This window comes from Nocardioides proteolyticus (assembly GCF_051280635.3).
In the GTDB taxonomy this organism is placed as follows: Bacteria; Actinomycetota; Actinomycetes; order Propionibacteriales; family Nocardioidaceae; genus Nocardioides.
In genome coordinates this window covers 18,160-41,222 of record NZ_JBNBPO030000012.1, presented here as the reverse complement: position 1 = coordinate 41,222, position 23,063 = coordinate 18,160, and the positions used below count along the sequence as shown (strand labels likewise).

Genomic DNA, 23,063 nt, shown 5'->3' with positions numbered 1-23,063 from the left:
GCCGTGCAACAGCTCCTCGCCACCGCCTTCAACGGCCTGACCCTCGGGGCGGTCTTCGCGGCGTTCGCCCTCGCCCTGTGCCTGATCTGGCGCTCGACGCGGATCGTCAACTTCGCCCAGGCGCCGATGGCGATGCTCACCACCTACGTCGCCCTGGTGATCATCCAGGCCGGCCACTCCTACTGGCTGGGCTTCGCCGCGGCGCTGGTCTCCGGCCTGGTGCTGGGCGCTCTCGTCGAGCGGGTCGTCATCCGCCCGGTCGAGGGCAAGGGCGAGCTCAACGCGGTGATCGTCACCCTCGGCCTCTTCGTCGCGATCCACGGGATCGCGGCCATCGTGTTCGGCTCCAGCTACGAGGCCTTCCGCGCCCCGTTCGGGGTCAGCGGGATCGAGGTCGGCGGGCGCACCATCCCGATCACCGGCTTCGGAATCTTCACCCTCGTGGTCGTCGGCGTGGTGATGGCCGCCCTGGTGCTCCTGTTCCGCTACACCGACCTCGGCCTGAAGATGCGCGCCGCGGCCTTCGCGCCGGAGGTCGCTCGGCTCCTCGGCGTCGACGTCGGGCGGATGCTCACGGTCGGCTGGGCGCTCGCCGCCGTGGTCGGCTCGCTCTCGGGCCTGCTCATCGCCGGCGGCAACCTGATCCATCCCGGCTACATGGACAGCGTCGTCATCTTCGGCTTCGTCGCGGCGGTCCTCGGTGGCCTCGACAGCCCGGCGGGCTCGGTGGTCGGCGGCCTGCTGCTGGGCATGTCGCTCAGCTTCGTCAGCGGGTACGTCGGCTCGGAGCTGGTCTCGGTCACGGCGCTGCTGATCCTGATGGCGGTCCTGCTCGTCCGGCCCGGTGGGCTGTTCGGCGCGACCGCGGAGCGGAGGGTCTGATGCGCGCGGTGCTCACCCGCTGGGCGCAGGTCCCGCTGCTGCGCCACCTCGGCCTCGGGCTGGCCTCCTTCCTCCTCCTGGTCGTGGTGCTCGAGACGGCCAGCGACTTCCGGGTCACCCAGCTGACCGACGTCGCCTACCTCGCCATCGCGGCCGGCGGGCTCACCGTGCTGACCGGCGTGAGCGGCCAGCTCTCGCTCGGCCACGGGGCGTTCATGGCCGTCGGCGCCTACACCACGGCGTGGTTCCTGGCCGAGCCCAATTCGGGTCCGCCCCTTCTCGTCGTGCTCCTGGCCGCGGTGCTGGTCACCGTCGCGTTCGGTGCCCTCGTCGGCGTCGCCGCCGCCCGGTTGCACGGGCCCTACGTCGCCGGAGCGACGCTGGCCCTGGCGGTCGCCGTGCCGGGCATCGCCCAGTCCTTCGACGCGCTCGGCGGCCCCCAGGGCCAGACGATCCACCTGCCCGAGACGCCGCCCTGGCTGTTGGACGCTGCCTTCTTCCTGACCGGCAACCCGCTGGACAGCGCTCGCTTCGTCGCCTACCTCGCGTGGACGTCGCTGATCGTCACGTTCATCGTGCTCGCCAACCTGATGCGCAGCCGCACCGGCCGGCTGTGGGCGGCGGTCCGCGACGACGACGTCGCGGCCGAGCTGGCCGGGGTGCACCTCGGTCGGGCCCGGGTGCTGGCGTTCGTGGTGAGCACCGCCTGTGCCGGGCTCGCCGGGGCGCTGCTGGCCCTGCGGTTCGGCTACGCCGGCCCGGGGTCGTTCGGGCTCACGCTCTCCCTGACGCTGGTCAGCGTCATCGTCCTCGGCGGGCTCGGCAGCCTCTCCGGGGTGCTCATCGGCGCGTTCGTGCTCACCTTCCTGCAGCGCATCGTGACCGACGCCGGGGTCGGCGCGGGACTGGACCAGACCCGCGCCGCGGAGGTGGCGCCGGTCGTCTACGGCCTGACTCTCGTGCTCGTCGTGATCCTCGCTCCGGCCGGGCTGGTCGGCACCGTCCGCGACCTCCGCCGCCGGCGCCGCGAGCGCGCGCTGCCGGCCGATCCCGTCCCGTCCGCCGTCCCGGCGCCCCAGACCCACGGCCACCCGACCGTGTCACCCGAGGAGGAACAACCATGAGAAGCAAGGCCCGCAGGGCGGCCCGAGCCGCCTGCATGCTCACCAGCCTCGCCCTGGTCACCGCGTGTGGCGCCGGGGAGGACCGCAAGGAGGCCGAGTCCGAGGAGGGCTCGGTCGTCGGGATCACCGACGACACGATCAAGATCGGCTCGCACTTCCCCCTGACCGGCGTCGCCGCGCCCGGCTACAGCGAGATCCCCACCGGCCACCAGGCCTACTACGACTACGTGAACGCCAACGGCGGCATCAACGGCCGCCAGATCGAGTTCGTCTACAAGGACGACGCCTACGACCCGACGCGCACGGCGCAGGTCACCGACCAGCTGCTGCTGGAGGAGGAGGTCTTCGGCGTGGTGGCCGGGCTCGGCACGCCGACGCACGCCGCGGTCGTGGACAAGCTCAACCGTGAGGAGGTGCCTGACCTCTTCGTGTCGAGCGGCTCGCTCCAGTGGGGCGACGACCCGGCCTCGAAGCCGTGGACCTTCGGCTGGCAGACCGACTACGAGAGCGAGGGCAAGGTGATCGGCAAGTGGGTCGCCGAGAACATGCCTGACGCCAAGGTCGGACTCTTCCTGCAGGACGACGACTTCGGCGCCGACGGTGAGAAGGGGGTCCGTCGCTTCATCGACGACCAGGTCGTCGAGGTGCAGAAGTACACCCCGGGCAACACCGACGTGGCGCCCCAGCTCGCCGCGCTGCAGAAGGCCGGCGTCGAGCTGGTGATCGGCTTCAACGTGCCGTCGTACACCGCGCTGACCCAGCTGACGGCCCTCAAGCTCGGCTTCGAGCCGCAGTGGTTCTACAGCAACGTCGGCTCCGACCCCGCTCTCGTCGGCGGGCTGCTGGCGGAGTTCTCCAAGGGTCAGGTCAAGGACGGCTCGGCCCTGCTCGACGGCGTGATGACGACCGAGTACCTCGCCGGTGTCGATGCGCCGGACGACCCCTGGGTGCAGCTGTGGCAGAAGGTCTGGGACGAGCACGGGAACGACGAGCCGCTCACCAACTACCGCATCTACGGGATGGCCCAGGCGTACACGTTCGCCCAGGCGCTCGCCGCGGCGGGCGACGACCTGACCCGGCAGGGCATCGTCGACGCCCTCGAGGAGGAGGGCGCCGGCTTCGAGGGCCCCGGCCTCGCTCCGTTCCGCTACTCCGAGGACAGCCACCTCGGCATCTCCGGGATGTCGGTCGTGCGGATCGAGAACGGCACGGGCGAGGAGCTGACGCCGGTGTGGACCACCGACATCGGGGACGCGGACGTCACCGAGGACGACAGCGCCGCGCAGGACGCGCCGCCGGAGAGCGGCGTCCCCGAGTGAGCCTGCCGGTGGCGGTCGGCGCCCCGCCGGCCGCCACCACTCGCCCGTGGGCCGCGGTCAGCGCCGGACGCCTCGGGCGAGCATGGTCGCGGTCCGCTCGACCCAGTCGTCGTCGAGCTCGCCCGGGTCGAGCAGCAGCCCGACCAGCGTCGCGCCGATGACCAGGCGGAGGACGTCGGCCGCCTGGACGCCGACGTCGGCCTCACCGGCGACGGCGGCGCTGCGCAGTCGGTCGTCGAGTGCGCCGAACACCCCGGCGAACCGGCCGAAGAGCGCGGTGTGGAGCTCCGGATGGGTCGCGAACTCGGGGAGCAGCCCGGCCAGGGCCGCCGCGGCGACCGGCGTGCCGAGGGCGTCCCTGGTCCCGCGGACGATGCGGGCCAGGTCGGCGTGGAGGTCGTCCCCGAGGCGCATCGCGGCGAGCAGCTCGGAGGGGAACGCCGCCTCGTAGACCAGGTGGGGCAGTGCCGGCCAGCGACGGTAGAGCGCCGCCTTGGTGGTGCCGGCCCGCTCTGCGACGGCGGCGACGGTGACGCCGGCGTACCCCTGCTCGACGAGGAGCTCGCGCACGGCCGCCAGGGCCGACGCCTCGATGCGCGGGTCACGCGGACGGCCGACCGGGCGGCTCCCGGATTTCTGGCTCACGGGCATTCCCCTATTCCGATACTCGTCGTATCGTAACGCGGACCGAGTGAGCCGCGTCACAGGCGCCGTTGACAACTAGAACAGGTTCTAACAGGCTCAGGCCTGAGCAGGAGGATGCCGTGACCCAGTCCCCACCGCCCGCAGACATGACGCTGCAGCGCTCGAGCCGCGACCAGCAGACGGTGCACGACCGGCTCGAGGAGTGGCTCGCCGGGATCCTCCCGGCGGGAGCCGATCCGGTGGTCACCCTGCACGCCGGGGTGGACAGCAACGGCATGTCCAGCGAGACGGTCATCGTCGACGTCGCCGTCACCGAGGACGGGCAGCGCCGCACGGGGGAGTACGTCGCCCGGGTGGCACCGGCGGCCGAGGACCTGCCCGTCTTCCCGGAGTACCGGCTCCAGGACCAGTACGACGCCATGCGGCTCGCCGGCGAGCGCTCCGACGTGCCGGTGCCCGCCGTGCGCTGGATGGAGCCGACCGGCGAGGTGCTCGGCACGCCGTTCTTCTTCATGGACCGCATCGACGGGCTGGTCCCGCCCGACGTGCTGCCCTACACCTTCGGTGACAACTGGCTCTTCGACGCCTCCCCGGAGGACCAGCGGCGGCTGCAGCGCAACAGCGTCGAGGTGCTCGCGAAGCTGCACGGCATCCCGGACCCGGGCGCCACCTTCGGCTTCCTCGACCCGGGGACCGCCGGCCACGACGGCCCGACGACCCTCGCGCGCAACCTCGCGAAGACCAAGTCGTGGTACCAGTACGCGCTCGACGCGCCCGGGGGCAGCCCGCCCTCACCGCTGCTGGAGCGCGGACTGTCCTGGCTCGAGGCGAACCTGCCGCGCAACGACGACCCGGTGCTGGTCTGGGGCGACGCCCGGATCGGCAACACGATGTACCGCGACTTCACGCCCGTCGCCGTCCTCGACTGGGAGATGGCGACGCTCGGGCCCCGCGAGATGGACCTGGCGTGGATGGTCTTCGCGCACGGCGTCTTCCAGGAGATCACCGGGATGATGGGCCTGCCGGGCATGCCCGACTTCCTGCGGGTCGACGACGTCCGCGCGACGTACCGCGAGCTCACCGGGGTGGAGGTCGGCGACCTCACCTGGCACCAGCTGCACTGCGCTGTCCTCTGGGGCTGCGTCTTCCTGCGGACCAGCGCCCGGCAGATCCACTTCGGGGAGATCGAGCGTCCCGACGACCCGGAGGCGGTCTTCCACCACCGTCCGCTCCTCGAGCGGCTCCTGGCCGAGGTGGGTGCCTGATGAGCGCAGCGGCGGGCGGCGGCGGTCTCCACGGCGAGTACGTCGGCCTCGGACCGCTCGACGAGTACCCGATCCACCAGCTGCCCCGGCCGGTGGCGTGGGCCGGCAGCAGCGACCGCAACTTCTACGACCGCTGCTACTTCAACGCCCACGACCGCACCGGCGACCTGTTCCTGATCACCGGGCTCGGCTTCTATCCCAACCTCGGCACCAAGGACGCGTTCGTGCTGCTGCGCCGCCAGGTCGACGGCAGGGCCGAGCAGACCGCCGTGCACCTCGGCGACGCCGCCGACCCGCGCGGCGCGGACCGGATGGCGCAGACCGTGGGCAGCTACCGGATCGACGTCCTCGAGCCACTGCGCCGGATCCGCATCGTGATGGAGGAGACCGAGGGCGTCGCACTGGACCTGACCTGGGAGGGCTCCTTCGACGTCGTCCAGGAGCTGCCCCACGTGATGCGGCAGGGCTCGGGCACCACGCTGGACGCCCAGCGCTTCGCGCAGGTCGGCACCTGGGAGGGCGTCGTCAACGTCGACGGCCAGGACATCGCGGTCACGCCGGACCGCTGGGTCGGCACCCGGGACCGCTCGTGGGGCATCCGCCCGGTCGGCGAGCCGGTGCAGGGCGGCAAGCCGGCGGACCCGGCGTTCGAGGGCATGTGGTGGCTCTACGTCCCGATGCGCTTCGACGACTTCTGCGTGGTCCTGATCATCCAGGAGACCCCGGACGGCTTCCGCACCCTCAACGACTGCACCCGGGTCTGGAGGGACGGCCGCGTCGAGCAGCTCGGCTGGCCCCGGGTCGAGATCCGCTACACCTCCGGCACCCGCGTCCCGACCGGGGCGACGATCCACTGCACCACGCCGGAGGGCAAGGACCTGGTGCTCGAGGTGACCTCCAAGCTCGCGGTGCCGATCCACGTCGGCGGCGGCTACGGCGGCGACTCCGACTGGACGCACGGCGTCTGGAAGGGTGCCGGGTTCACCGAGCGCCGTACCTACGACCTCGACGACCCGGCCGTCGCCGGCCGGGTCATGTTCGGCGTCATCGACCACGTCGGCCACGCGGTGGCCCACGGCCCGGGCGCCGACGGCGCCGAGGGCTGGGGCCTCTTCGAGCACGGCGCGCTCGGGCGCCACGACCCCAGCGGCTTCACCGACTGGTTCGACCTGGCTCCCTAGGAAGGAACTCCCATGACTCTCGACCGTGACGCACTCTTCATCGGCGGCACCTGGGCCAAGCCCGCGAGCGACCAGGTCCTGGAGGTGGTCTCGCCACACTCCGAGGAGGTCGTGGCGCGGGTGCCGGAGGGCACCACCGCCGACATCGACGCCGCCGTCGCCGCGGCACGGAAGGCCTTCGACGAGGGGCCGTGGCCGCGGATGCGCCCGGAGGAGCGGATCGAGGTGGTGCAGAACCTCTCCGGGCTCTACGCCGCGCGCCTCGACGAGATGGCGCAGGTGATCAGCACCGAGATGGGGTCGCCGATCTCGTTCAGCAGCCTCGCCCAGGCCCCCGCACCGTGGATGCAGATCGAGGCGTTCCTCGGGATCGCGCGGGAGTTCCCCTGGGAGTCGACCCGGCCGGGAGCGCTCGGCGGCGACGTGATGGTGCGCAAGGAGCCGGTCGGCGTCGTCGCGGCCATCCCGCCGTGGAACGTGCCGCAGTTCACCGTGCTGTCCAAGGTCGTGCCTGCGCTGCTCGCCGGCTGCACCGTGGTGGTGAAGCCGGCGCCGGAGACGCCGCTCGACTGCTACCTGCTCGCCGAGCTGCTCGTCGAGGCGGGCGTGCCCGAGGGCGTGGTCAGCATCGTCGCGGGGGGCCGCGAGGTCGGCGAACACCTGGTGCGTCACCCCGGCGTGGACAAGGTCGCCTTCACCGGCTCCACCGCCGCCGGGCGCCGGATCGGCGCCATCTGCGGCGAACAGCTCAAGCGCGTCTCCCTCGAGCTCGGCGGCAAGTCCGCGGCGATCGTGCTCGACGACGCCGACGAGGCGGCGGCCATCGAGGGGCTGAAGTTCCTCGGCGTGATGAACTCCGGGCAGGCCTGCGTCGCCCAGACCCGGGTGCTGGTCAGCCGCGAGCGGCACGACGCCTTCGCCGCCGCGCTGGCCGAGGCGATCGGGGGCATGAGGGTCGGGGACCCGATGGACCCGGCCACCGAGATCGGGCCGATGGTCGCCCAGCGCCAGCAGGAGCGGGTGGAGAAGTACATCGCCCTGGGTCAGGAGGAGGGCGCCCGGCTGCTCACCGGCGGCAACGGCCGCCCCGACGGGCTCGACCGGGGCTGGTACGTCCGGCCCACCGTGTTCGCCGGCGTCGACAACCGGATGCGGATCGCGCAGGAGGAGATCTTCGGCCCGGTGCTCTCGGTGATCCCGTACGACGACGAGGCCGACGCCGTGCGCATCGCCAACGACTCCGAGTACGGCCTGGCCGGCACCGTCTGGACCACCGACCAGGACCGCGGCGTGGAGGTGGCGCGCCGGGTGCGCACCGGCACCTACGGCGTGAACACCTACACGATGGACTTCGCGGCGCCGTTCGGCGGCTTCAAGGCCTCCGGGCTGGGCCGGGAGTTCGGTCCGGAGGGCCTGGCGCAGTACACCGAGTCGAAGTCGGTGTACCTGTCGGCGCCGCCGATGTGAGCGCTTGACACTCGATATGGATGTGTAAAGCACCACATCGGCTACCGATCGGTAGCGACGAGTGACGACGCTCACCTAGGCTCGCTCCATGAGCGAAGCGATCTCCGGTCCCGGTGCCTCCGGTGGACCCCTCGACCCGGCCGTCGGCGGTCCGCACGACCCCGAGCACGACCCCCGGGCGTCGTACGCCCTGGAGCCGGAGTACGTCGCCCGGCTGACCGACCGGATCCTCGCCACCACCGGCACCACCGCGCAGGTCCACTCGCCGATCGACGGCGCGCCGCTGGCCAACATCCCGCAGTCGAGCGCCGAGGACGTCGCCGAGGCGTTCCGGCGCGCCCGCACCGCGCAGGCGGCCTGGGCCCGGGTGTCGATCGAGGAGCGCGCCCGGATCGTCCACCGCCTGCACGACATCGTGCTCGACCGGCAGGACGAGATCATCGACCTCGTCCAGCTGGAGTCCGGCAAGGCGCGCAAGCACGCCTTCGACGAGCCGATCCACATCGCGCTGACCGCGCGCTACTACGCCCGCACCGCCCACCAGCACCTCGCCACGCAGCGCAAGCCCGGCGTGATGCCGGTGCTGACCCGGGTCGAGCAGAACCGCGTGCCCAAGGGCGTCGTCGGCATCATCTCGCCGTGGAACTACCCGTTCACCATGGCGCTGTGCGACGGCCTCCCGGCGCTGCTGGCCGGCAACGCCGTGGTCACCAAGCCCGACGCGCAGACCATGCTCTCCGCACTGCTCGGCGCCCGGCTGCTGGAGGAGGCCGGCTTCCCGCGCGACCTGTGGCAGGTCGTCGCCGGGCCGGGCCGCGAGCTCGGCACGCCGATCATCGACCGCGCCGACTACATCTGCTTCACCGGCTCCACCGCGACCGGCAGGATCATCGCCCGCCAGGCCGCCGAGCGGCTGATCGGCTGCTCCCTCGAGCTCGGCGGCAAGAACCCGATCCTGGTGCTCCGCGACGCCGACATCGAGCGTGCCGCGGAGGGTGCGGTCCGCGCCAGCTTCTCCAACGCCGGCCAGCTGTGCGTCTCCACCGAGCGGATGTTCGTGGCCGACCAGGTCTACGACCGGTTCGTCGAGCGCTTCGTCGCCCGCACCAAGGCGCTGACCCTCGGTGCCACCCTGTCCTGGGAGGCCGACATGGGCACCCTGATCTCCGAGGACCAGCTCCGCACGGTCCAGGCCCACGTCGACGACGCCGTCGCCAAGGGCGCCCGCGTCCTGGCCGGCGGCACCGCCCGGCCCGACCTGGCGCCGTACTTCTTCGAGCCGACGATCCTCGAGGGCGTCACGCCGGAGATGACCTGCTTCGGCCACGAGACCTTCGGTCCGGTGGTCTCGCTCTACCGGTTCCACGACGAGGCCGACGCGATCGCCCGCGCCAACGACGGGGAGTACGGCCTCAACGCCTCGATCTACACCCGCGACGGCGCCCGCGGCAGGGCGATCGCGCGGCAGATCAAGTGCGGCACGGTCAACGTCAACGAGGCGTTCGGCGCCACCTTCGCCAGCATCGACGCCCCGATGGGCGGCATGCGCGAGTCCGGGATGGGCCGGCGGCAGGGTGCCGAGGGCATCCACCGCTACACCGAGACCCAGTCGGTCGCGACGCAGCGGCTGCTGCGGTTCGCCCCGATGCTCGGGATGTCCGACGAGACCTACGCCAAGATGATGACCGCGTCGCTGCGGCTGATGGACAAGCTGGGGAGGGCCTGATGGCGGGGGAGTTCGACTACGACGTCCTGGTGATCGGGTCCGGCTTCGGCGGCTCGGTCAGCGCGCTGCGGCTGACCGAGAAGGGCTACCGGGTGGCGGTGCTGGAGGCCGGCGCGCGGTTCGAGGACAAGGACTTCGCGGAGTCCAACTGGAACCTGCCCAAGTACCTCTTCGCGCCCGAGCTCGGCATGTACGGCATCCAGCGGATCGACGCGGTCAAGGACTGCATGATCGTGGCCGGTGCCGGGGTCGGTGGCGGGTCCCTCGTCTACGCCAACACCCTCTACGAGCCTCTCGACGCCTTCTACCGCGACCCCAGCTGGTCGCACATCACGGACTGGAAGGCCGAGCTGGCGCCGTACTACGACCAGGCCAAGCGGATGCTCGGCGTCACCCAGTACGCCAACGTCAGCCCTGCCGACCGGATCATCAAGGACGTCGCCGAGGAGATGGGGGTGGGCGACACGTTCCACCCGACCCCGGTCGGCGTGTTCTTCGGTGGCCCCGAGCAGGCGCCGGGCACCGAGGTCGAGGACCCCTACTTCGGGGGCGCCGGACCCCGCCGCAACACCTGCATCAACTGCGGGGAGTGCATGACCGGGTGCCGGCACAACGCCAAGAACACCCTGGTCAAGAACTACCTCTACCTCGCCGAGCAGAACGGCGCCGTGGTGCACCCGCTGACCACCGTCACCGACGTACGGCCGCTGCCGGACGGCGGCTACGAGGTCACGGCGCGCTGGACCAAGGCCAAGCTGTCGCGGCGCAGCGCCGTCAAGACCTTCACCGCCGAGCAGGTCGTCTTCTCCGCGGCCTCGCTGGGCACCCAGAAGCTGCTGCACCGGCTCAAGGCAGAGGGGTCGCTGCCGCGGCTCTCGGACCGGCTCGGCTTCCTGACCCGCACCAATTCCGAGTCCATCCTCGGCGCGCTCTCGCCGAAGGGCGACACCACGGACTACACCGAGGGTGTGGCGATCACGTCCTCGTTCCACCCCGACGACGTCACCCACATCGAGCCGGTGCGCTACGGCAAGGGCCACAACTTCATGTCCCTGATGCAGACCGTGCTCACCGACGGCGACGGCGACGTGGCGCGCTGGAGGTCGTGGCTCACGGAGCTGTGGAAGGAGCGCGGCCGGGTGCTGGACCTCTACGACTTCAAGCACTGGTCCGAGCGCACGGTGATCGTGCTGGTGATGCAGGCGGTCGACAACTCGATCACCGTCTTCCCGAAGAAGGTCGCCGGCAAGTGGATCCTGTCCTCGCGCCAGGGCCACGGCCAGCCGAACCCGACCTGGATCCCCGCCGGCAACGAGGCGGTGCGCCGGATCGCGGCCAAGATGAAGGGCGGCACCCCCGGGGGCAACATCGGTGAGCCGTTCAACCGGCCGCTGACGGCGCACTTCATCGGTGGATGCACCATCGGCGACAGTCCCGAGACCGGCGTGATCGACCCCTACCAGCGGGTCTACAACTACCCCGGTCTCCACGTGGTCGACGGCTCGGCCATCTCGGCCAACCTCGGCGTGAACCCGTCGCTGACGATCACGGCCCAGGCCGAGCGGGCGATGGCCTACTGGCCCAACAAGGGCGAGACCGACCCCCGCCCCGCGCTCGGCACGGGCTACGAGCGGCTCCAGCCGGTGGCGCCGAAGGCGCCCGTCGTACCAGCGGACGCGCCGGCGGCCCTGCGCCTCCCGGTCGTCGGCGTGAGCTGACCTCTCGAGCGGTCCCGACCCCCCGCCCGACCTCCGGTGGTCTGGACCGCTCGGGCCCGCCGAGAACTTCTTCGGAAGTTGTCAGACCGCGCCGTAACCCCCCGTGGGACGCCTCGTTGATACTGCGAGCCCGGAGATTCACGCTCCCTCCCGAAAACCCGGGCTCGGTCCAGGCACTGTCCATCAGCTGCGTGGACAACCAGGACCCGGCCACCCTCCCTCCCCGGCCGGGTCCTGGTGCTTTTCGGGCCAGACTTTTTCGGGGCAGCGCCGCTGCGTCGCACCTGACCTGCGCGTTGGTTCCTCGCCGCAGAACCAACGCGTTGATCAGGTACGACGCCGGGCCTGTGGAGAGCCGACGCGGCCGCGTCGCGCGCCGGCGCATCCTCGGAGCGTGCCTGAGCTCGACCTGACCCGCGACGGTATCGTCGCGCCCGTGCGGCCCGACCGCGACCGGACCGGCGGTCGGCCGTCGCCCCAGCAGGTGCGCGGCAAGGGCTGGCGGCGGGTGGCCAAGGGCCTCTACGTCCCCAGCGGCACCGATGGCACCAGGACCGAGCAGCGCATCGTCGAGGCGGTGGCCGGCGGGCCGAGCGGCTCGGCCGCGACCGGATGGGCCGCACTGGCATGGCGGCACGCCCCGTGGTTCGACGGCACCTCCGCCGACGGCTCACCGCTGCCGGTGCCGCTCTCCCTCGGCGACAACCGGACGGTCGCCCCCCGCCAGGGGGTGCTGCTGTGCGAGGACTGGCTGTTCGCCGACGACGTCGAGTGCGTCGACGGCCTGCCGGTCACGTCGGCGCAGCGCTCGGTGAGCTACGAGATCCGTCGGGCGCGCTCCCTCGTCGACGCGGTGGTCGCGCTCGAAATGGCGGCGTACGCCGACCTCGTCGACCTGGCTTCCTTCGGTGACTACGTCGCGCGGCTCGGCTCGCGGCCAGGCGTGCGGAGGCTCCGGGCCGCGCTCCCGCTCGCCCGGGAGAACTCCTGGTCGCCGCAGGAGACGGTGATGCGGCTGACCTGGCAGCGCGAGCGGCGCCACGGTCCGCTCCTGTGCAACCCGCCGCTGTTCGGCCCCGACGGGAGCCATCTGGCCACTCCCGACCTGCTCGATCCCGAGCACGCGGTGGCGGGGGAGTACAACGGCGCCGTCCACGACGGCGACGAGCCACGGCGGCGCGACCTCGACCGGGAGGAGGAGCTCCGGTCGCTCGGCATCGAGCCGGTCGCGATGATGGCCGGCGACCGGAGGGATCCCCGCGGGTTCCTCCGGCGGCTCGACGGCGCCTACGCCCGCGCGGCCGCGCGCCGGTCCACCGTCCGGCGCTGGACGCTCCGCCCGCCGTCCTGGTGGGTCGACACCGCCACCGTCGCCGCCCGGCGGGCCCTCGACGACGAGGCCCGTGCCATCTGGCTGCGGAGGCGGCTCGGCGGTCGTCGTACCTGATGAACGCGTTGGTTCTCCGGCGCGGACCCAACGCGTTGGTCAGGTGCGTCGGGGGTGCAGGGGAGCGGCCGCGCCGCCGGTAGGATTCCGGCATGACGGCGCCCCAGCAGACCACCGAGCACGAGCACGACCTGGTCCTGGTGGTCGACTTCGGCGCGCAGTACGCGCAGCTGATCGCGCGCCGGGTGCGCGAGGCGCGGGTCTACTCCGAGATCGTCCCGCACACCATGCCGGTCGCGGAGATGGTGGCGCGCAACCCGAAGGCGATCATCCTGTCCGGCGGCCCGTCCTCGGTCTACGAGCCCGGTGCGCCGGCGCTCGACCCGGCCCTCTTCCAGGCCGGCCGAGCGGTCTTCGGCATGTGCTACGGCTTCCAGCTGATGGCGCAGGGCCTGGGCGGCACGGTGTCGGCGACCGGTGCGCGGGAGTACGGCCGCACCCAGGTCCACGTGGCCCACCCCGGCACGCTGCTGGGCGGCATCCCGCTCGAGCACAAGGTGTGGATGTCCCACGGCGACTCGGTCACGGCGGCGCCCGAGGGCTTCGAGGTGCTGGCCTCCACCGAGTCCACCCCGGTCGCCGCGTTCGAGGACGTCGCCCGCGGGCTCGCCGGCGTCCAGTGGCACCCCGAGGTGCTCCACAGCGAGCACGGCCAGAAGGTGCTCGAGCACTTCCTGTGGGACATCGCCGGCTGCCGCCAGACCTGGACCATCGGCAACATCGCCGAGGACCAGATCGAGCGGATCCGCGAGCAGATCGGTCCCGACGGGCGCGCCATCTGCGGGCTCTCCGGAGGTGTCGACTCCGCCGTCGCTGCGGCGATCGTGCAGAAGGCGATCGGCGACCGCCTGACCTGTGTGTACGTCGACCACGGGCTGATGCGCAAGGGCGAGACCGAGCAGATCGAGCGCGACTTCGTCGCAGCCACGGGCACCAACCTGGTCGTCGTGGACGCGGAGAAGCAGTTCCTCGACGCGCTCGCCGGCGTCACCGACCCGGAGACGAAGCGGAAGATCATCGGCCGGGAGTTCATCCGCACCTTCGAGGCGGCCGAGGCCGACATCATCGAGGGCTCGCCCGAGGGGTCCAAGGTCCGGTTCCTCGTCCAGGGCACTCTCTACCCCGACGTCGTCGAGTCCGGCGGCGGCGAGGGCGCCGCCAACATCAAGTCCCACCACAACGTCGGCGGGCTCCCGGAGGACCTCGAGTTCGAGCTGGTCGAGCCGCTGCGGACCCTGTTCAAGGACGAGGTCCGCCTGGTGGGGGAGCAGCTGGGCCTGCCGCCCGACATCGTCTGGCGGCACCCGTTCCCCGGCCCGGGCCTCGGCATCCGGATCATCGGCGAGGTCACCCGCGAGCGGCTCGACATCCTGCGCGAGGCCGACGCCATCGCGCGGGAGGAGCTCACCCGCGCCGGCCTGGACCGCGACATCTGGCAGTTCCCCGTCGTGCTGCTGGCCGACGTCCGCTCGGTCGGCGTCCAGGGCGACGGCCGCACCTACGGGCACCCCGTGGTGCTGCGGCCGGTGACGTCAGAGGACGCGATGACGGCCGACTGGGCGCGGCTGCCGCACGAGGTGCTCGAGCGGATCTCCACCCGGATCACCAACGAGGTCCGCGAGATCAACCGGGTCACCGTCGACATCACGTCCAAGCCGCCGGGCACCATCGAGTGGGAGTGACCCGGAACTAGAACACGTTCTTGTATGCTCGCCCGGTGAGCAGGGCGGGGTCGCTGGCGCGCGTCGGTGCGGCGTACGTCGTCGCCTTCGGGGTGGCCACCGCCTGGCTGGTCGCCGGGCCGGACACCGGCCGGCTCTGGCTGGACGCCCTGGTCGCCGACGTGCTGGCGACGCTCGTGATGTTCGTCGCGAGCAGGGTGCATCGCAACTCCAGCTTCTACGACGCCTACTGGAGCGTGCTGCCGCCGTACCTCGTCCTCTACTGGTGGATCGCCGGGGGAGCACCCGCCACCGACGTGCGGTCGTGGCTCGTCACCGCGGTCGTCGTGGTGTGGGCGGTGCGGCTCACGGCCAACTGGGTCCACACCTTCCCGGGGCTGCACCACGAGGACTGGCGCTACCCGCTGCTGCGGGAGCGGGCCGGCCGGTGGGAGCTGCTGGTCGACCTGTTCGCGATCCACCTCGTGCCCACCCTGCAGGTCTTCCTCGGCCTCGTGCCGGCCTACGTGGCGCTCACCCGGCCGGGCCGCGACGTCGGCTGGCTCGACGGCGTCGCGCTCGGGGTCGGGCTCGGTGCGGTCGCGCTCGAGGCGGTGGCCGACGTGCAGATGCACCGGTTCGTGCGCACCCGCCGCCCCGGCGAGGTGATGGACCGGGGTCTGTGGGGCTGGTCCCGCCATCCCAACTACCTGGGCGAGATCGGCTTCTGGCTCTCGCTCGCGCTCTTCGGCATCGCGACCTCGCCGGGTGACTGGTGGTGGCTCTCGCTCGGCACCGTGGCGATGGTCGCGATGTTCCTGGGCGCCAGCATCCCGATGATGGAGGCGCGCAGCCTGGAGCGGCGCCCGTCGTACCAGCAGGTGATCGACCGGGTGCCCAGGCTCCTCCCGCGTCCACCGCGACGTCGGACCGCCGGGTGACCGCGCGCGCCGGTCGTTCCCGCGTCGTGGTCGCCGGCCTCGGCGACAGCGGCCTGCTCACCGCGATCCACCTCTCCCGGCACGTCGACGTCGTGGGGATCTCCAGCAAGCCGGGGCTGGTCAGCGGGCAGGAGCTCGGCCTGCGGCTCGCTCGGCCCGAGCAGTGGGCCCGCGACTACTGCGTGGGCTTCGACCGCTTCCGCCGGCTCGACCGGGTCTGCACGGTGCACGGCACGCTGACCGGCCTGGACCGCTCCGCCCGGTCGGTGCGGGTCGAGCTGCCCGACGGCGCGACCCGCACGGTCGAGTACGACGTCCTCGTCGTGGCGACCGGCGTGAGCAACGGGTTGTGGCGCCGTCCGGACCTGCAGACGCCGGAGCAGGTCCGCGCCGCCCTCTCCGCGCAGCACGAGTTCTTCGCCGCGGCCGACACGATCGTCGTGGTCGGTGGCGGCGCCGCCGCGGTGGGCGGCGCGCTGCAGCTCGCGACGCGCTGGCCGGACAAGCGGGTGGGTCTCTACTTCCCGGGCGAGCGGGCGCTCCCTGCCCACCACCCGCGGGTCTGGTCGCACGTACGACGCCGGCTGGACGCGGCCGGCGTGCTGCTGCACCCGCGGCACCGGGCGGTGGTGCCCGACGGGTTCGCGTGCGACCGGGTGACCAGCGGGACGGTCGCGTGGTCGACCGGGCAGCGGGCGGTCACGGCCGACGCGGTGCTGTGGGCGGTCGGCCGGGTGCGGCCCAACTCCGGCTGGCTCCCGCCGGAGCTGCTCGACGAGGACGGGTTCGTCCGGGTCCGGCCGACCCTCCAGACGGTCGCCGACCCGCGGGTCCTGGCGGTCGGCGACGTTGCGGCCACCGACCCCCTCCGGTCCTCGGCCCGCAACCGTGCCGACCGGCTGGTGGCCGGCAACGTCCGGGCGCTGCTCGCGGACCGGCCGCTGCGGGAGTTCCGGGCGCCCCGCTCGCGTTGGGGCTCGGTGCTCGGCCCGCAGCCCGACGGGCTCCAGGTCTTCGCGCCATCCGGCCCCCCCTTCCGCTTCCCGGCGTGGTCGGTCGGCCGGGTGCTCCAGCCGTGGATCGTCCGCCGCGGGATCTACAAGGGCGTGCGCCCGGCTCGCCCCTGAGTCCAGCAGCACGCCCAGCCAGCGGCCTCAGGCGGCCGCCGCGCCGGTGTGCCAGCGGTCGACGATCGCCAGGTAGGCGTCGGGATCCTCGAGCATGAGCGCGTGCCGACGGTCGTCGAGCACGTGGCCCTCCCAGTCCGGCCGCCGCGCCAGCACGGCGCGCAGCACCTTCGCCGGCACCAGGGCGTCCTGGGTGCCGCCGACGACGAGGGTCGGGGCCTGGATCCGGCGGACCGCGCGCCAGGTGCTCCGGGGGTCGGCCCACAGCGCGGAGATCGACCGGGTCGCCGTGAGCAGGGCCCGGCGCCGGTCCACGCCCTCGACGTCCTCGGCGAAGTCGGCGGCCATCAGGTCCAGCACCGCGCGGTCGACGCCGTCGGGGTCGGGATAGATGAGCTTGAGCATCGCGCGGTTGCGACGCTCGGCGAGCCCGGGCCCGGCGAGACCCACCGCGCCGAGCGCCACGGCGGTCAAGGACGACACGGCCACCGGGACCATGCCGTCGATCGTGGCGCGGCTCGGCCTCAGCAGGCCCAGCGGCGTCCGGGGCGGCAGCGCGGGGGAGACCAGCACGAGGCGGTCGACGCGCTGCGGGTGGTCGGCGGCGAGGAGGGTGCCGATCAGGCCGCCCATCGAGTTGCCGTGGAGCGTGAAGGAGTCCCAGCCGAGGGTGTCGGCCACGTCGAGCACGAACCGCACGTAGCCCGGCACCGTGAGCGGGTCGTCGTCGTGGCTCGGCGTCCGGCCGAAGCCGGGGAGGTCGACCGCCACGACGGGGCCCCGGCGGGCGAGGCCCTCCATCACCTCCACCCAGGTGACCGAGGAGCCGCCGAGGCCGTGCACGAGCAGCTGCGGCTCGGCGCCGGTGCGTCGCCGGCCGCCCGCGCGGAGGGCGCGCACCCGGCGGCCGCGCACGTCGAGGTGGGTGTCGGTCACCGACGGCCAGGAGGCCAGCTGGGTGGTCACGAGGTCCACGGTGCCCCACAGCGGCCGACGCAACCGGTGGCGCGGCTCTCCGGCGTGTCGGCACGCTCGCGGGCGCGGCACGGGAAAAGCCGTCGGCGCCCCCGTGCATCCCCCCAATTCAGCATGCACGGAGGCGCCGACGCGCCCGACGACGACGTCAGGTGAAGAGACTGACCCCTCCCGGTCCGACGAGAAGGCCGACGACGATCAGCACGACCCCCCACAGGACCTCTCCCCGGAACAGGCTGACGATGCCGGACACCACCAGAAGTACGGCGAGTATCCACAAGATGAGTTCCACGGCTTCCTCCTGTCGTTAGCGGCCTCGTGGGCCACTCATCCGGTACCCGGCTCCCCTGACGTCAGACCCCCGAGCCGTCGCGCCCCTCCGACGCCCGGGTGCCCGACAGTGGTCGGGGCGGCGGGCCCATTGACTTAGTTCGAGTCTCGTACTAAATATGGGGGATGCCTCTCGTCCTCGGCGTGGACTCCTCCACCCAGTCCACCAAGGCGGTCCTCGTGGACGCCGACGACGGCACGGTGGTCGAGCAGCGCACGGCGCCGCACCCGCCGGGCACGGAGGTGGACCCCCGCGCCTGGCTCGAGGCGTACGACGCGGCGACGGCCGGCCTGCGGGAGCGGGCAGCGGCGGTCGCCGTGGCCGGCCAGCAGCACGGGCTGGTCGCCGTCGACGCCGACGGCCACCCCGTGCGCGACGCGCTGCTGTGGAACGACACCCGCTCCGCGCCCCAGGCGGCGCAGCTGGTCGCCGAGCTGGGCGGGCCGCAGGCGTGTGCCGACCTCCTAGGCAGCGTCCTCGTCGCCTCGTTCACCGTCACCAAGCTGCGCTGGCTGCGCGACCACGAGCCCGACCGCGCGGGTCGGGTGCACCGGGTGCTGCTGCCGCACGACTACGTCTCGCTCCACGCCGCCGCGCCGGGCACCCGGCCCTTCACCGACCGCGGCGACGCGTCCGGCACCGGCTACTACGCGGCCCGCGAGGGCGCCTGGCGTCACGACCTCGCGGCGGCCGCCCTCGGTCACGACGTCGACCTGCCGGAGGTGGTCGCCCCCGGCGCGGTCGCCGGCCGGACGCGCGACGGCGCCGTGCTCGCCGCGGGGACGGGCGACAACATGGGCGCCGCGCTCGGCCTCTCGCTCACCTCCGACGACGTGCTGGTCTCGATCGGCACCTCGGGCGTCGCCTCCACGGTGAGCCCGAGCCCGGTCGCCGACGGCACCGGCACCGTCACCGGGTTCGCCGACGCCTCCGGCGGGTTCCTGCCGATGGTGACCACGATCAACGCCGCGGGCATCCTCGACCTGCAGGCGCGCTGGCTCGACGTCGACCACGCCGGCCTCGCCGCGCTCGCGCTCCGGGCGGAGGCGGGGGCCGGAGGGGTGACCGTGCTGCCCTACTACGGCGGCGAGCGCACGCCCGACCGGCCCGACGCCGTCGGCACCTGGACCGGGCTCACGCCGGCGACGACCCGGGCCGACTTGGCGCGCGCCTCCTTCGAGGCGCTGCTCTGCTCGCTCGCCGACGCGGTGGACGCGCTGGTCGCCGCGACGGGCGCCGAGCCGCGCCGGGTGCTGCTCGTCGGCGGAGCCACCCGCAGCGACGCCGTACGGGCGCTCGCGCCGGCGATCCTCGGCCGCGAGGTGGTGCTCCCCGAGCCGGGCGAGTACGTCGCCCGCGGCGCCGCCCGCCAGGCGGCCTGGGCGCTGGCCGGGTCGGCCGCGCCACCGGAGTGGCCGCTGCCGACCGCCGGCGTCCTCACCGCGGACCCGACCCCCCGGGTGCGGGAGCAGTACGCGGCCCTGCGCGACGCGACCCCCTGACCCGTCGACGGTCGACCACCAGTTCAACCGAGCCAAGTCCCAGCCCAGACCAGACCGCCGCACCACCACGAGAGGCACGTCGATGACCATCCAGATCCCGTCCCCGAGCCCCGCGGACAAGTTCTCCTTCGGCCTGTGGACCGTCGGCTGGGAGGCGCGCGACCCGTTCGGCGACGCCACCCGGCCGCCGATGGACCCGGTCTACGCCCTCGAGCGGCTGGCGGGGATCGGCGCCTACGGGGTGAACTTCCACGACGACGACCTGATCCCGCACGGCTCCGACGACGCGACCCGCGACGCGATCCTCGCCCGGTTCCGCACCGGGCTGGCCGACACCGGTCTCGTCGTCACCACCGCGACCACCAACCTGTTCACCCACCCGGTGTTCAAGGACGGGGCGTTCACCTCCAACAACCGCGACGTGCGCCGCTACGCACTCCGCAAGGTGATGCGCAACATCGACCTCGCCGCCGAGCTCGGCGCGAAGGTCTACGTCGCCTGGGGCGGTCGCGAGGGTGCGGAGTACGGCGCCGCGAAGGACGTCGCGTCGGCCCTGGACCGCTACCAGGAGGCGTTCAACGTGCTCGGCGATTACGTTGTGGAGCAGGGCTACGACCTGCGGTTCGCGATCGAGCCCAAGCCCAACGAGCCCCGTGGCGACATCCTGCTGCCGACCGTCGGCCACGCCCTCGCGTTCATCGAGACCCTCGACCGCCCCGAGCTGGTGGGCCTCAACCCGGAGATCGGGCACGAGGAGATGGCGGGGCTCAACGCCGCGGCCGGCTACGCCCAGGCGCTGTGGCACGGCAAGCTGTTCCACATCGACCTCAACGGCCAGAACGGGCCCAGGTACGACCAGGACCTCCGCTTCGGCGCGGGCAACGTGCGCGGCGCCTTCTGGGTCGTCGACACCCTGATCGCCGGCGGCTACGACGGCCCCGTGCACTTCGACTACAAGCCCGTGCGCGCGGAGACCGACGAGGGCGTGTGGGTCTCGGCGAAGGCCTGCATCGACAACTACCTGATCCTGCGGGAGAAGGTGAGGGCGTTCCGCGCCGACCCCGAGGTGCAGGCCGTGCTCGAGGAGGCGCAGCTGCCCGAGCTCGCCGTGCCCACGCTGGACGACGGCGAGGGGTGGCGCGGGCTGCTCGACTGGCCGCTGCCCGACGTCGAGCAGCTGGCCCTGCGCGAGGTGGCGATGGAGCGCCTCGATCAGCTCGCCCTCGAGCACCTCTACGGCGTCCGTGGCTGATCCCGGTCCTGCCGGTCCTGCCGGTCCCGCGGGTGCCGAGTCGCTGCGGCGCCGCAACGCGGCGATTGTCCTGCGCTCGCTGCGCCACGACGGCCCGGCCAGCCGGGCCGAGCTCGCCGGACGGACCGGCCTGGCCAAGGCGACCGTCGGGGCGATCGTCGCGGGCCTCGAGGACGTCGGCGCGGTCGCCGGCGTGGAGCAGGTGCGCAGCGGCGAGCGCGGCCGCCCCGGCCAGCGGGTGAGCCTCGCCGGCGGGCGGCAGGCAGGGGTGGGTCTCGAGGCCAACGTCGAGTACGTCGCCGCGGTGGTGCTCGACCTCGCCGGCGACGTCCGGCACCGGGTGACCCGTGCGGTCGCCGGCGTCGACCGGGTGCCGGCCGAGCTGGCCGCCGTGACGCGCGACGTCGCCGGCTGGGCCGCCGGCACGGGGCTGCGGGTGATGGGCGCGACGGTCGCGGTGCCCGGGCTCATCGCCGGCGACGACCGCACCGTGGTCTGGACCCCCAACCTCGGCGTCACCGGGACGGGCCTGGCCGACGCGGTGGACGCGGCCTTCGGCGGGGGCCGGCGCGCGCGGGTGAGCAACGACGCGGACTGCGCAGCGCTGGCCGAGCTCCGCCGCGGTGCGGGCCGCGGTGCGGGTCACCTGCTCTACCTGACCGGCACGGTCGGCATCGGCGCCGGCCTGGTCGACGACGGGCGCCTCCTGCGCGGTGCGCACGGCTTCGCCGGCGAGGTGGGTCACCTCCCGATCGGTCGGGCCGACGCCCCGTGCGGCTGCGGGCGGACCGGGTGCTGGGAGGCCTCGGTGGGCCTCCACGCGCTGCTGTCCGCGGTCCGGATGCCGGAGGGAGCCACCCCCGAGGAGACGGCCCGGGTGGTCGCCGAGGCGGCTCGCACCGACGCCGCCGTGCGCCGGGGCATCGCCGAGGTGGGGCGCTGGCTGGGGCGCGGCCTCGCGGTGGTGACCGGCGTGCTCGACCCCGGCACCATCGTGCTCGGCGGCTACTTCCCGCCGCTGGGCGACCTGATCCTCGAGCCCGCCCGGGCCGAGCTCGACTCGGCGCTCGCCGCGTCCGCACAGGCGCGGCCGTCGCTCCGCCTCGGCACTCTCGGCACGGAGTCGGCAGCCCTCGGCGCGGCCGAGCGCGCCCTCGACGACGTCTTCGACGGCACGGTCGAGCTCACCGCGTGACCGGCCGACGGTCGGCCCGCGGCTGGTCGGCGATCGCCCGGCGGCTGGCTGACGGCTGGCCGGCGGGTGCGGCGGGTCAGCCGGCGAGCCGCCCGGGCGCGTCGGTGACGGCCGTGGCGAGACTGGCCACCGGGTCGGCGAACACCGGCTCCATCGCCATCTCGGCGGCCCCGAGAAGCACCGAGTCGCTGCCGAGGCCCGGCAGCATCAGCCGGACCGACTCGTAGACCGGGCTCAGCGCCCGCTCGGCGAGCCCTGCGGCGACCTCGCTGCGCATCAGCCGGAAGAGCGGCCGGAAGTAGCCGCCCAGGATCACCACGCTGGGGTTGAAGGCGTTCACCACGGCGGCGAGGCCGCGACCGAGGTCCGCGGCGATCGGCCGCAGCTCGCGCGGCGCGACGGTCACGTCGTCGAGCACCGCGCCGAGGCGGGCGGCCTGGTCGGCGGGGCAGCGGATCGCCTCGGCGATCGCGTGCGCGCCGACCACGGTCTCCCAGCACCCGTCGCTGCCGCAGTGGCACCGGATGCCGCGGGGATCGAAGCACAGGTGGCCGACCTCGCCGGCGTAGCCCGCCGCCCCCTCGAGCCGTACGCCGCCGGTGATCACGCCGGCGCCGACGCCCACGTTGCCGGAGATGTAGACCAGGTCGCCGACGCCCACGCCCGCGCCGCGACGGTGCTCGGCGAGCGCGCCGAGATCGGCGTCGTTGCCGAGCGCGATCGGCACGTCGAGGGAGAGCGCGGCGAGCACGATCGAGCCGAAGGAGACGTCGCGCCAGCCGAGGTTGGGTGCGTGTCGCACGAGGCCGTCGCTGCGTCGTACCAGGGCCGGGACGGCGACCCCGATCCCGAGCAGCGGCGCGTCCGGTGGCGACACCGAGACCACGTGCCGCACCAGCGCGGCCACGGTCGCGCCGACCTGCCACGCCTCGGTCTCCTGCGGGATGGGCGCGCTGGCCCGCTCCCACAGCCGTCCGCCGAGCCCGACCCGGGCGACCTCGGCGCGGTCGACACCCAGGTCGACCGCGATCACGTAGGGGCCGTCGTCGCGGATCCGCACGCCGGCCGACGGGCGGCCGGCGGTGCGCGGGCCGGTCGGCGGGGAGGCGTGCTCGATGAGGCCGAGGGTCTCGAGCTCGCCGACCAGGCCGGCGATGGTCGACCGGTTCAGGCCCATCCGCCCGGTCAGCTGGGCCCGGGAGATCTCGCCGGTGTCGTGGACGTGCCGCAGCAGGGTCCCGAGATTGTGGCGACGGACGGCCTCCTGGTTGGTGCCGGTGCCGCCGCGTGGCGCGGTGACCACCG

At 73.3% G+C, this 23,063-nt stretch carries 19 protein-coding genes; 15 read left to right on the top strand and 4 right to left on the bottom strand.

Annotated features, from left to right (window positions below; genetic code table 11):
* Nucleotides 1-3: 3 nt before the first annotated feature.
* From ACPOLA_RS09090 to ACPOLA_RS09080, 3 genes are read left to right on the top strand one after another with little or no spacing between them, the layout of a single operon-like run.
* Nucleotides 4-882, top strand: a complete 879-nt coding sequence (locus ACPOLA_RS09090; RefSeq protein ID WP_435770096.1) for a branched-chain amino acid ABC transporter permease — start codon at nucleotides 4-6, stop codon at nucleotides 880-882.
* The gene (locus ACPOLA_RS09085; RefSeq protein WP_435770095.1) at nucleotides 882-2,006 is read left to right on the top strand and encodes a branched-chain amino acid ABC transporter permease; all 1,125 of its coding nucleotides are present in this window, start codon (nucleotides 882-884) and stop codon (nucleotides 2,004-2,006) included. The genes ACPOLA_RS09090 and ACPOLA_RS09085 overlap by 1 nt, the downstream gene beginning before the upstream one ends.
* Complete coding sequence (locus ACPOLA_RS09080; RefSeq protein ID WP_435770094.1) at nucleotides 2,003-3,325, top strand: ABC transporter substrate-binding protein; 1,323 nt, start codon at nucleotides 2,003-2,005, stop codon at nucleotides 3,323-3,325. The genes ACPOLA_RS09085 and ACPOLA_RS09080 overlap by 4 nt, the downstream gene beginning before the upstream one ends.
* A 57-nt stretch (nucleotides 3,326-3,382) precedes the next feature.
* Here ACPOLA_RS09080 and ACPOLA_RS09075 read toward each other — a convergent pair whose 3' ends face one another.
* The gene (locus ACPOLA_RS09075) at nucleotides 3,383-3,970 is read right to left on the bottom strand and encodes a TetR/AcrR family transcriptional regulator (RefSeq protein WP_435770093.1); all 588 of its coding nucleotides are present in this window, start codon (nucleotides 3,968-3,970) and stop codon (nucleotides 3,383-3,385) included.
* Nucleotides 3,971-4,089: 119 nt separating this feature from the next.
* On the opposite strand from ACPOLA_RS09075, the gene ACPOLA_RS09070 reads away from it, so the two are divergent.
* From ACPOLA_RS09070 to ACPOLA_RS09030, 9 genes are all read left to right on the top strand, one after another.
* Entirely contained in the window at nucleotides 4,090-5,235 is a 1,146-nt protein-coding gene (locus tag ACPOLA_RS09070; RefSeq protein ID WP_435770092.1) for a phosphotransferase family protein, read from the top strand.
* Nucleotides 5,235-6,416 (top strand): Rv3169 family protein, encoded by a 1,182-nt coding sequence (locus ACPOLA_RS09065; protein WP_435770091.1) that lies wholly within the window; start codon nucleotides 5,235-5,237, stop codon nucleotides 6,414-6,416. Before ACPOLA_RS09070 ends, ACPOLA_RS09065 begins: the two co-directional genes overlap by 1 nt.
* A gap of 12 nt (nucleotides 6,417-6,428) precedes the next feature.
* Nucleotides 6,429-7,883, top strand: a complete 1,455-nt coding sequence (locus ACPOLA_RS09060) for an aldehyde dehydrogenase (RefSeq protein ID WP_435770090.1) — start codon at nucleotides 6,429-6,431, stop codon at nucleotides 7,881-7,883.
* 88 nt (nucleotides 7,884-7,971) lie between these two features.
* On the top strand, nucleotides 7,972-9,609 hold the full coding sequence (locus ACPOLA_RS09055) for a succinic semialdehyde dehydrogenase (RefSeq protein WP_435770089.1): 1,638 nt from the start codon (nucleotides 7,972-7,974) through the stop codon (nucleotides 9,607-9,609).
* Nucleotides 9,609-11,327, top strand: coding sequence for a GMC oxidoreductase (locus tag ACPOLA_RS09050; protein ID WP_435770088.1), 1,719 nt, complete (start codon nucleotides 9,609-9,611; stop codon nucleotides 11,325-11,327). The genes ACPOLA_RS09055 and ACPOLA_RS09050 overlap by 1 nt, the downstream gene beginning before the upstream one ends.
* 394 nt (nucleotides 11,328-11,721) lie before the next feature.
* Complete coding sequence (locus tag ACPOLA_RS09045) at nucleotides 11,722-12,774, top strand: hypothetical protein (RefSeq protein WP_435770087.1); 1,053 nt, start codon at nucleotides 11,722-11,724, stop codon at nucleotides 12,772-12,774.
* 92 nt (nucleotides 12,775-12,866) lie between these two features.
* Nucleotides 12,867-14,456 (top strand): glutamine-hydrolyzing GMP synthase, encoded by a 1,590-nt coding sequence (gene guaA / locus ACPOLA_RS09040; protein ID WP_435770086.1) that lies wholly within the window; start codon nucleotides 12,867-12,869, stop codon nucleotides 14,454-14,456.
* 35 nt (nucleotides 14,457-14,491) lie between these two features.
* Nucleotides 14,492-15,376, top strand: a complete 885-nt coding sequence (locus ACPOLA_RS09035) for a DUF1295 domain-containing protein (protein WP_435770085.1) — start codon at nucleotides 14,492-14,494, stop codon at nucleotides 15,374-15,376.
* Nucleotides 15,373-16,503, top strand: a complete 1,131-nt coding sequence (locus ACPOLA_RS09030; protein WP_435770084.1) for an FAD-dependent oxidoreductase — start codon at nucleotides 15,373-15,375, stop codon at nucleotides 16,501-16,503. The genes ACPOLA_RS09035 and ACPOLA_RS09030 overlap by 4 nt, the downstream gene beginning before the upstream one ends.
* Nucleotides 16,504-16,530: 27 nt before the next feature.
* Here the strand turns inward: ACPOLA_RS09030 and ACPOLA_RS09025 are convergent, their stop codons facing one another.
* Nucleotides 16,531-17,469, bottom strand: coding sequence for an alpha/beta fold hydrolase (locus ACPOLA_RS09025; RefSeq protein ID WP_435770083.1), 939 nt, complete (start codon nucleotides 17,467-17,469; stop codon nucleotides 16,531-16,533).
* 157 nt (nucleotides 17,470-17,626) lie between these two features.
* Complete coding sequence (locus ACPOLA_RS09020) at nucleotides 17,627-17,770, bottom strand: GPGG-motif small membrane protein (RefSeq protein ID WP_168798336.1); 144 nt, start codon at nucleotides 17,768-17,770, stop codon at nucleotides 17,627-17,629.
* A 164-nt stretch (nucleotides 17,771-17,934) separates the two neighbouring features.
* On the opposite strand from ACPOLA_RS09020, the gene xylB reads away from it, so the two are divergent.
* The 3 genes from xylB (at nucleotide 17,935) to ACPOLA_RS09005 (ending at nucleotide 21,758) form a co-directional block, all read left to right on the top strand.
* Entirely contained in the window at nucleotides 17,935-19,311 is a 1,377-nt protein-coding gene (gene xylB, locus ACPOLA_RS09015; RefSeq protein ID WP_435770082.1) for a xylulokinase, read from the top strand.
* Between the two features lie 82 nt (nucleotides 19,312-19,393).
* A complete protein-coding gene (xylA, locus tag ACPOLA_RS09010) occupies nucleotides 19,394-20,563 on the top strand; it encodes a xylose isomerase (protein WP_435770081.1) in 1,170 nt (389 codons plus the stop codon).
* Nucleotides 20,556-21,758, top strand: coding sequence for an ROK family protein (locus ACPOLA_RS09005; protein WP_435770080.1), 1,203 nt, complete (start codon nucleotides 20,556-20,558; stop codon nucleotides 21,756-21,758). Before xylA ends, ACPOLA_RS09005 begins: the two co-directional genes overlap by 8 nt.
* Nucleotides 21,759-21,834: 76 nt before the next feature.
* Here the strand turns inward: ACPOLA_RS09005 and ACPOLA_RS09000 are convergent, their stop codons facing one another.
* Nucleotides 21,835-23,061 (bottom strand): ROK family transcriptional regulator, encoded by a 1,227-nt coding sequence (locus ACPOLA_RS09000; protein ID WP_435770079.1) that lies wholly within the window; start codon nucleotides 23,059-23,061, stop codon nucleotides 21,835-21,837.
* Between the last annotated feature and the right edge of the window lie 2 nt (nucleotides 23,062-23,063).

Bases quoted from the DNA above. Each gene is read 5' to 3' on its own strand.
- ACPOLA_RS09055 (WP_435770089.1), top strand. From the start codon at position 7,972: ATGAGCGAAGCGATCTCCGGTCCCGGTGCCTCCGGTGGACCCCTCGAC.
- ACPOLA_RS09060 (WP_435770090.1), top strand. From the start codon at position 6,429: ATGACTCTCGACCGTGACGCACTCTTCATCGGCGGCACCTGGGCCAAG.
- ACPOLA_RS09080 (WP_435770094.1), top strand. From the start codon at position 2,003: ATGAGAAGCAAGGCCCGCAGGGCGGCCCGAGCCGCCTGCATGCTCACC.
- xylB (WP_435770082.1), top strand. From the start codon at position 17,935: ATGCCTCTCGTCCTCGGCGTGGACTCCTCCACCCAGTCCACCAAGGCG.
- ACPOLA_RS09065 (WP_435770091.1), top strand. From the start codon at position 5,235: ATGAGCGCAGCGGCGGGCGGCGGCGGTCTCCACGGCGAGTACGTCGGC.
- xylA (WP_435770081.1), top strand. From the start codon at position 19,394: ATGACCATCCAGATCCCGTCCCCGAGCCCCGCGGACAAGTTCTCCTTC.
- ACPOLA_RS09050 (WP_435770088.1), top strand. From the start codon at position 9,609: ATGGCGGGGGAGTTCGACTACGACGTCCTGGTGATCGGGTCCGGCTTC.
- guaA (WP_435770086.1), top strand. From the start codon at position 12,867: ATGACGGCGCCCCAGCAGACCACCGAGCACGAGCACGACCTGGTCCTG.
- ACPOLA_RS09085 (WP_435770095.1), top strand. From the start codon at position 882: ATGCGCGCGGTGCTCACCCGCTGGGCGCAGGTCCCGCTGCTGCGCCAC.